The following is a 9,472-nucleotide window of genomic DNA, read 5'->3' on the forward strand; positions in this document are numbered from 1 at the left end:
GTGTCGAAGTCGGTGATCCCGTCCGACACCGACACCGACACCCGCTCGTCGCCGACCTTCAGCACCGCGATGGATTCGTCACCGGTCGCGATCCGCCGCATCTGCGCGGGCACCCGGAACACCACCGAGTTCGCCGGATCCGTCCCCCCGTGCACGGCCCCGATCCCGGTGGCGTTCAGCGTGATACTCGTCCCCGCCGCCACGTCGGTCTCCCGGGTCGGCACCGCCGCGGACAGCAACGGCGGCACCACCAGCGCGACCGCCAACGCCCCCACCGCCCCGATCGCGGGCCCTACCGAATACACAAGGCGCACCATGTCTTCCACCCTCTCGGCTCCCTGACGCAACGTCCGGGCACGCGCAGGCGTTCCGCTCACCCACACCGAACCGGGCAAACACCCACCGCTTGCCGCGAGTTAACCACAACCGCCACCCCGATTCCGCCCGCAGCGCCGGGCGGTCATCGAGCGTGACCGACCGACGGCGGGGCATCGAAACATGGGTTGATGAAAACAGGCTGCGCGAGGTCCGCCTTCGGCGCATCCGTCACCGCATCGGCGGCGGGTCAGGCGGTGCGGGCTATGACGGAGTCGGCGATGCTGCGGAGGCCGGAGACGGCGGGGGGTGGGAAGGGGGCGCGGGAGAGGGTGCGTTGGGCCAGGAGCCAGCGGTCGCGGATCATGCGTTCCACCTTGGGGCGGGCGGTGGTGGCGAGGATGCGGCGGCAGGTGGCGGCGCCGTGGGCGTCGAGGCGGGGGTTGCCGATGAGGGCCTCGAGTTGGGCGCGTTCGGTCGGGTCGGCGTAGTGCAGGGCCAGGGCGAGTAGGACGGTGTGTTTGCCGGAGCGCAGGTCGTCGACGATGGATTTGCCGGTGCGGGCCGGATCGCCGAAGACGCCGAGCAGGTCGTCCTGGAGTTGGAAGGCTTCGCCGAGCGGGCTGCCGTAGTCCGAGAGTGCCCGCGCCACATCGGGTCCCGCGCCCGCCAGCGCCGCGCCCAGTTGCAGCGGCCGCACCACGGTGTAGGCGGCGGTCTTGTAGCGGATGATCTCGAGGGCCTGATCCAGGTCGCGGGTGGGCCGCCCGGTGGTGCGCGCGGATGGCATTCGCCCGATCGACGACGTCCTTATCGGCTTCCCAGGTGGTGAGACGGTCCCCGGACAAGTCGAGAAAGACGCCTTCACCGATAACTTCGATGGCCGGGAGCCACGTCTGTTTCGTCGTGCTGAGAGGTGCCAGCCGCTTCTTGTCGTTGTCGTCGGGACCAGAGATGCGGGTGAACGACTGCAGCGCACGGACCTCTCGGAGTCGGTGCACCAACATCGACTTCGAGATGCCCTGCCTTCGAATGGGTTCGACGTCGCCGCTCGGCGGCTCGCAAACGAAATGCTGTTGCCGATCATGTTCGGGGGTGTGGCTGTGCAGCTGGTGGTATTCCTCCCGCAACAGACCGTGCCAGTCCAGCACAGGCCCCGGCCCATCGTCGATTTGCTCCGCATCCCGCACGATCCGGATCGCGTCCTGGGTGCTGTAACTGGTGTTCGTGAGTATCCCACCGACATCGAGGTAGCCGGCGATTTCGGCGTCCGACCGCCCCATCAGCTTCGACAAAAAGGGGCCGACGATCCGGTGCAGGCCTTCCGACCAAGGCGGAATCGAGATGGCCGAGCGAACCACGGCATACCATGCGGCCGAAGAGCCGCGCTGCAATGTCCGAAGCTGTTGTGTGCACTCGACGGCGTCTCGTTGATCCAGCCAAGGACGGTCACCGTAGCATTTGATCTTCAAGCCGGAGAGTGCGTTTCGCCGGAAGGAGCCCTCCATAGAAACCGTCTTGCCGCATTCACAGGTGATCAGGATGGAGCGCAGAGAGGCGGTCGAACCCGCGGTCTTTATGCTCAGGGCACCCTGGCAACTGTCGGCATGACCGTCAGGGACGCGATGAACCCAGGCTCGGTAGGGAAAGTCGGTCACATGACCGTTGTCGCAGGCAGCGATGAAGCGAGACGGAGTCAGCTCGTCGCCGCATTCGGCACACAGAATCTTGCCCTTGGGCGAGTTGAATTCCCGGAACGGCGCCAGCTTGTCGCATCCGGAGCAGGAGTACCACACCGGAAAGCGATGAACCTTGATCCCGTCGTGGACCCGCTCGTTCGGTGCCGGCGGCAAGCGAAAGTTATCCACTCCTAGAATTCCGGCCAACCGAGGCTCGTCGATGATCAGATCATCGGTAACCTGCCAATCCTCAAGACCACCAACGATATATGAACCATTCTCGACGGCGATCAGCGATCCGACACCGTACGTGGTGATGAGCTGCGCGCGGCGGACCGCACCTATCTTGCGGTACCCCCGGACGTCGGGGAGCAGGCTGCCGCGGCTTCGGCCGCGGGGAGGCAGTGGGCTCACGTCATTTCCTCAGGAACAGCGCGGACTCCGCGTCGACATCGCGCAGGCTCCACAGGGTCGGGATACGTTCGAAACTCTCAGGGTCGTCATGGGTTCCCAACAGCGCGTTGGGATGCCGCTTCTCGGCCTCGTACACCAGTTCCGGTTTTTCCTCGGCGAGTTCGCACCACCATTCGATGATGTCGTCCAGGGCCTGCTCGGTGTGCTCGTACTCGCGCGGATCGACCTCGACGACCCGTTCGAGCAACATCTTCTTGATGCCCTCGACCTCACTCCGGAAGGTCACTATACGTGCGGCCGCCTCGTTCGGACGGGCAGTCGGAATCAGCAAGCGCACCAAGGAAACCAGTACCGCATGCAGTCCACGATCACGGGAGCGAGCCGAAAACGGTGTCACACTGGATGATTCGACCTCACGATAGAGCGCAGAGTGGAAACCCTGGAAGTTCTCGTAGTGTGATCGATCACGCGACCTCATCGAATTGAGAAGTACGACAACAAGTCCCGGATGCAGACGGCCGACCCGGCTTGTCGCCTGGATATATTCCGCTGTCGTCTGGGGCTGCCCCATCACCGCCATCAGTCCGAGGCGATCGACGTCGACACCGACAGAGATCATGTTGGTGGCCAGCATGACATCAAGTGCATTCGGGTAGCGCTGCTCCAACGCTTTGAGGCGTTGTGGCACCTCTGTCGCATCCGCTCGACTGGTCAGCTCGGATTGTTCGAGATGGACGCGCGGTATCGAATCGTCTCGCCGTGCCAGACCTTCCAGTCGATCGACGACGTCATCGCGGACCTGAACGTCGGCCGCGGCCAGAATGCGCAGACTGTTGAAGTAGCCGACGAGCGTCCAATAGGCATCCCGCACCTCGTCATTCGCTTCGACCGTATTTGCGGCATGCAGCAACGCCGCGTACGCACGGATCAGGAGCGTGGCCTGACTGGTTCCGGGTGCCAGCAACCCGAGGTAGCGGCGAGTCGCCTTGGTAATCGCAGGGCTTTCGACAGCAAACCAGGAATCCCGGGCATCGAGCCCCGCCGGCGGAAACTGCCTGGTTGTGCGATTGAACAGCTGCTTGCCCTGATCATTGGCCCGCCGAATCGTCGCAGTGGAGGCGATCACCTTGGGTCGCCCCGCCGCCACGTCCACGGCCGTCTCGTAGAGGCCGGTAAGGGTGCCAAGCGGACCTGATATCAAATGCAACTCGTCCTGGACGATCAGCTCGGGCAAGGCGGTATCCGGTCCACGGTCCCGGTTGAACAGTGCTGCGGTCTGCTCCCGCCAGGCCATAGAGGCGAACTTGTCGACCGTCGCGATGACAAGTGTCGGGTGCGCCTCGTAGATGCAATCGTCCACAACGTGTACCGGCAGTCCGCTGTGGAACGCGCAGTCGGATACCGGGCAGCGAATGTGCATCTGAAGTCTCGCCTCGTCGACCGAGTAGTCGAAGGCGCTCAACGAGGTGCCGCACCAGGGGCAGGAGTGCAGTTGGACGGGGTTCTTCTCCTGAACCCTCTGGTTCTCGCGGAGTCTTTCCAGACTGCCGACGGCATCCTCGATACGATTGGGCGTTGCCGAAGAACCCACCCACATACCGATGGAAATCTGCTCGTCACCGAGCCGGCTCGGATCTGCTCGCCGCAATTCCTCCATCGCGCAGATCAAGGTCGTGGCACGCTCGAACTGCTGCAACGTCAGCAGTCGGAGCGTGTACCGCATCAGGACGGTGACACCACCGCCGTCCTTCGGATCGCGCAACCTGCGGAGGAAGGTGGTGAAGGCGACCAGACCCAAATACGCCTCGGTCTTGCCGCCGCCCGTCGGGAACCACAGCAGATCGGCGACGCCGCGATCGGCATGGTCCGGCTCTGCGATCCCATCCAGACACAGGAGAATGAAGGCGATCTGGAACGGCCGCCACCGTCCGTCCTCGACGGGCTTGCCCACCCGGCCATTGCGTGCCCATTTCGCCTGCGCCCGTTGCGACATCATCGCGCGGTTGGCCAGCTGGAAGGCTTGGAACACGTGGGGATCCTCTTCGATCCGCCCAAGCCCGGATCGCATGCGCCCCAGCGCCTCTCGACATTGCCGGATCTGCTCGTGAGCAGCCGGACTGTATTCGGTGTCGGCCAAACGATCGGCTTCCGCCTGTCGTTTCTCGATCCATGCGGCATAACCGTCCAGCAGGGCATCCAATGCCCCGACTACCACCGGCAGCGGTTTCGTGCCGAGATCGCCCATGGCCAGCGCACCGTCGTTGATATCCGGATTCGAGTCGGTGAGCAGCACATCGACAGAGGGAACGAAGGTGGTGTGCAGCGCATTGACTCGCACCGACGCCGAGTCCACCCATTCCCCCGGCCCAGCGGGCGTCCACTGCCATTCGACCGCGCAGCCATGCCCCCGGGCGAAGATCGGGGCATGTCGATAAAGCAGACGACTCAGACCCAGCTCGCTGTCGACGGCACCGTCATTCGCGCGGCGCTCGACAATCGGGGTGGTATCGATGGGCCCGGTGACGCGTACGACCGGCTGGAAGACACAGAACTGATCCTGCAGCGCGAACCGATCGGCGCGACAGGTATTGATCAGTGAAATAGTCACCGTGACATGACCACTAACCGGATCTGCCCGGCGTACGAATGCCCGCAACTCCAGGTCGTGCCCAAGCTTGTAGGGAGTGGTTCTGCCCTGCTCACGTAGATCGACCGTAACGACCGGCAGAGTGAGCGACTCACGTTTCCAGTGTTCGCGCTGCTCGTCGGTGGATCGCGACTCGACCCGTTGCACTTCGATGGGGTTACCGTCGTGGTCCTGGGGCAGATACCGCGCGGCCTCGACCGTGACTGTCAAAATATCGGCGATCTCGGGATCGACGGCGAATGTCAAACCCATCGACGAAGGCCGTCGGCGGCCGGCAAGCGCTACACCGACATCGCCGGTTTCGTCGGGGTCACTGTAGACGCCTCCGGAATTGTCGGATCCGTCATCCTCTCCCGCGATCTCGGCTTCCGCGACGGCATCCACCTGCTGCGGGTAGAGTACGCCGGTTGGATACGCGGTGATCGGCTGATCGTCGGTCAACACCTCGTCAGGTCCGCCGGCCGGGCCGAGTAGATCCGCGACCACACGCTCACGAACAGTTTCCCGCACTCGGTAGTGGGCCTCATGCGCCATGGTCGTCTCCGATCCCTTCGAACTCTGTCCAGTCGTAGAAGCGCCCCAGGCCGCACAGCCGTGGGACACACCAGATTCCCTTGTCGCCCAATCCCACTCGCTCGGTCAGCGCCCGATCTCCTGCCACCGCTTCCACGGTGTCGACCGTCATACCGACGATTCGTTGCGGCCACCACCGGACTACGAAGTCTGGGCCCCACTGGAACAACCGATGGAGTTCGATTCGAAAACGCGACGATGCGACGCCGATCGGGTTCTCGGCATGATGGATGACGTAATCCGGTCCCATAGCACCGTCCGGGCAAGAACCCGGCGCCAGCCGCAACTCGACTGTGTCGCCGGGCCGCACTACTCGTCGCAAATACTCCTGAACCTGTACCGGGTCTTCTTGAAAGACAACGGTTCCCGGCGGAAGGCTGGTGTCCGACTCGTTGCCGATCGCCTCAACACCCCAACGCTTCCCCTGCTCACCTTTCTTGATACTGCCGATGTACCAGCGGCCGAGACGCTTGTCCTTGCGTATCACGGTGGGAAGTTTGGTCAGCTCGTCAATCCGGAACAGATCATCGCGCGGTCGGGTCATTGCGACATACAGGAGTCGAGCATGCTCGGCCGGATCGGAACCCTTGACCGGGTACCTCCCGGTCGACACGGCAATGATGACGCGGTCGAATTCCAGCCCCTTCGCCCGGTGAATGGTCGAAATGGTCAGCGGCTCAGTGGGTTGCGGCACGAGCTCATCCGGGATTCGTTGTTCGGCAATCGCCTGCCGTATCGCATCCAAGGCCACCACACCACCGCTGCGACGGCGGTCACGACCCAGAGTGCGGACCACCCGCCAGATCTCCTCGGGAGTCGCCTCCGTCTTGTCGGCCAGGCGTTCGGCCGCAAGCACCTTCACCTCGGCTTCGTCCACGGTCAGGCCTGCGCGGTCGAACATGCTCGCAAGCCAGCCGGGCGCGGGACGGCTTCTCGCGCTTCGCCTGAGGCTGTGCCGAATTCCCTTGTTACGCAGCATTTCCGAGATGAGCAACGCTTGCCCGTTATCTCGCGTGAGAATGGCGCAGCTGCCCGGAAAGTTGGTCAATGCCAACTGTGTGAACTCATCATCGAGCGAACCGAACGATTCCACGGACGATAGTCGATCGCGCAGCTGACGATGGATGCCTTCGGCCTCTTTGCCTGCCTGCGCGTTGCCAGCGGACAATCGGCCGACCTGTGGTCCGAGCAGCAATGCCGTACGCGCTTCTGATGTCCGGGCTCTGAAGTTGCGGTCCAATCGCAACTCGACCAGATCGGAACCGGCATGAGCCCGTAGCCACTCGAAGAAGCGATTGGACTCGGCCACCCGTTCAGCCCGATCGGCCACTTGAAATCCGTAAATCGCTTGCGCGGTATCCCCGACGACCGTCAGACCCACTCGCGGGAATCGAGTGATCAATGCCTCGACCATGCGCCTGCGAGCCCCCACTAGGTCCTGCACCTCGTCGATGACGATATGCGCGAGATCCTCTGCATACCAGTCGTCAGCGAACCCGCGCTCGATCGCTTCGACCGCGGCCTCGATGCGATCATCGAACGGCCGATTGCGCCAATCGCCGCCCTCGTCGACCTCGACCAGCAGCGAGGTCGCCCACGCATCGAACGTCTGAACACGGACACGCTTGGCGGACAAGGCATGTCGTGAGATGCGGCGCGTCAACTCCCTGACCGCCGCACGCGAGAAACTGAGGACCAGAATCTCCGCGGCCGCCAGTTCCTCCCTCGCGATCAGAGCGTCCAACCGCCGCACGAGAGTATGTGTCTTGCCCGCGCCCGCTCCTGCCGTGACGAGAACACGAGCGTCCCAGGGTTGATCGACAACCGCCTGCTGCTCGGTAGTGAGCGGGTGACTATGTCGATAGGCGTCCTCGGTCACCGTGCTCCCTTCCAGAGGTATTCGAACTCGGTGAACACCAGACTTTCGCCGAAATTGGCGATGTTGTCCCGAACATTGAGGATCAAGCAGGTCCGCTCGCCGCCATTGCGCGGACCACGCAGGCCGCGACCGATCATCTGCTGATACACGTTGGGGCTGTACACCGGCCGAGCGACCACGACGGCCCGAGTCGCCGGCGCATCGAATCCCTGGGTCAGCACGCCATAGTTGGTGAGCACACGAATCCGCTTCTTGCGGAACGCCTCGACGCGCTCGCGGCGGGTAGCGGGTGCTGTGGCGGAATCGATTGCAGCGGCAGAGATTCCACGACCATTCAGCTTGGCAGCCATGAGCTTCGCATGGGCTACCGAAGCCGCGAAGAAGAGAATCGGCCAGTCATCCGGCATGGCCTCGATCTCGTTGAGCAATCGGTTGTTCCGCTCGTGGTCATCGGCCAATCGCTGCTCGGCGGCTTTTGGCAGGGCTCTGAACCGTGCGGCGTTCTCACTTTCGGTGTCCGACAACCTCAGTTCGCCACCGTCGATCTCACGATGCTCCACCCGTGCCAGGACGCCGAGTTCCTGCAAGTCACGGTAGGCGGCCTGCGGATCGTCAGAGGAGAAGACGCCGCGGTCCAATCGTCGGTCCCCGAAACGCTGTACCAGCCTGCGGGTTTCATCCTCGTTCCGGCCGCGGAAGGCGGTCGCCGTCAATCCGACCAGGTGTCTACTGGTTTCTCGTTGCGAGAGACCGAGCTGAAGTAGCAGTTTGGTGTACTCGGGTGATTGCGCAACATGCGCCTCGTCGATGATGACCAGCGTAGGTCGTCGAAGCCACTCGTAGGCCTCCTGATCGAGACACTGCGCAAGCTTCGCGTCAGTCGCCACGACGAGGTGCGGTCCGTTCGAGGTGGGGGTTGCCTCGTTGGACGACCACAGTCGATTGATGACGAGCTTGGTCTCAGGACCGACTTTCTCCCACACAAATTTCCAACTCTGTACCGCCTGCTCGCACAGCTCTTCGCTCTGCCCGATCCACAGAATGGGGCCCGCCAACTCACCGATTTCCTTGGCCCAACGAATAACTCCCTCGGCCGTTACGCGTGTCTTGCCTGCACCGGTAGGGAGACAGAGCATTGCACGCGCAGGAGTCCGCTCCAACAGCAACGAAACCAGGTTCGACGCCATCCGCTCCTGATATTCGTGCAGTCGAGGGAACTCTTGTGGACCGTCGACGAGGACACGCGGGCTCAGTGAGACACCCTTGGCGCCAGCGAAGGAATCCGGAAATCCAAAGTCGGATACGAATTGCAACGCGCGCTGCGAACCGTCGTAGTTCACCGGCGAATTCGGCACCTCGATCGCGTGCTTGTGCTGCTTGAGGATTTCGTCGCCGTGCGCGTTATACGCCAATTCGGCTATCCAACGCGGATCCTGTTCCAGATCCGGGTTCTCAGCCAGTTCGCTATCGACCAGTCCCTCGGGAAGGCCTGCACGGAGCGCTTCCTCACCGATCAGCAGCAGTACCTTGTCGATGACGCTTTCCGCATCCTTGACCTGTTGAATCGCCTTGTTGCGCTCCAACTCCGCCATCCTGGCCTGATGCCGTTCCAACAACCGACGGCACCCGACCGAGCCCAGACCCCAGCCGAAGGCGGCATCGATCTTGGTCAATGCGTCGATGTCGTCTGCCGGGCGCACCAGCAGAACCATCGTGCCCTGTTTCGCGAATGGCAGTTGTTCGGCGTGCGCGCCGTTGGGCGTCCGCGTGATCTGCTCCAGTTCAGAGCAATACTGGATGCTCCCGATATTCGTGCCGAACTGCTGACGCAGCGCCGGGAACGCCTCGACCAACGGCATAGGATCACCGTCGGGAACACCGCCGCGCACGCGATTCCATGGCCCTGCACGTCGGTGCGATGGTCGGGTTCCTGGACCGGGGCGCTGAGGTGTTCGACTACGGCAA

At 63.1% G+C, this 9,472-nt stretch carries 5 protein-coding genes and 2 pseudogenes; 1 reads left to right on the plus strand and 6 read right to left on the minus strand.

The window, feature by feature from the left end; all coding sequences use genetic code 11:
* From ACWELQ_RS27600 to ACWELQ_RS27625, 6 genes and pseudogenes are all read right to left on the minus strand, one after another.
* On the minus strand, positions 1-317 hold a 317-nt coding region (locus ACWELQ_RS27600), incomplete at its 3' end, for a hypothetical protein (protein ID WP_452399956.1).
* 248 nt (positions 318-565) lie between these two features.
* Positions 566-1,105 carry a polyprenyl synthetase family protein gene (locus ACWELQ_RS27605; protein WP_452399957.1) on the minus strand — a complete coding sequence of 180 codons (540 nt, stop codon included), beginning with the start codon at positions 1,103-1,105 and terminating at the stop codon, positions 566-568.
* A 28-nt stretch (positions 1,106-1,133) separates the two neighbouring features.
* Positions 1,134-2,408, minus strand: a pseudogene (drmB, locus tag ACWELQ_RS27610) (DrmB family protein); the annotation flags it as partial.
* Between the two features lies 1 nt (position 2,409).
* Positions 2,410-5,589 (minus strand): helicase-related protein, encoded by a 3,180-nt coding sequence (locus ACWELQ_RS27615; RefSeq protein WP_452399958.1) that lies wholly within the window; start codon positions 5,587-5,589, stop codon positions 2,410-2,412.
* Positions 5,579-7,507 (minus strand): UvrD-helicase domain-containing protein, encoded by a 1,929-nt coding sequence (locus tag ACWELQ_RS27620; protein WP_452399959.1) that lies wholly within the window; start codon positions 7,505-7,507, stop codon positions 5,579-5,581. The genes ACWELQ_RS27615 and ACWELQ_RS27620 overlap by 11 nt, the downstream gene beginning before the upstream one ends.
* Positions 7,504-9,366, minus strand: a complete 1,863-nt coding sequence (locus tag ACWELQ_RS27625; protein ID WP_452399960.1) for a DEAD/DEAH box helicase — start codon at positions 9,364-9,366, stop codon at positions 7,504-7,506. Before ACWELQ_RS27625 ends, ACWELQ_RS27620 begins: the two co-directional genes overlap by 4 nt.
* A gap of 20 nt (positions 9,367-9,386) precedes the next feature.
* Between ACWELQ_RS27625 and ACWELQ_RS27630 the strand changes: the two are divergent.
* Positions 9,387-9,472 (plus strand): annotated as a pseudogene (locus ACWELQ_RS27630) (hypothetical protein); the annotation flags it as partial.

This window comes from Nocardia sp. NPDC004722, from assembly GCF_053601505.1.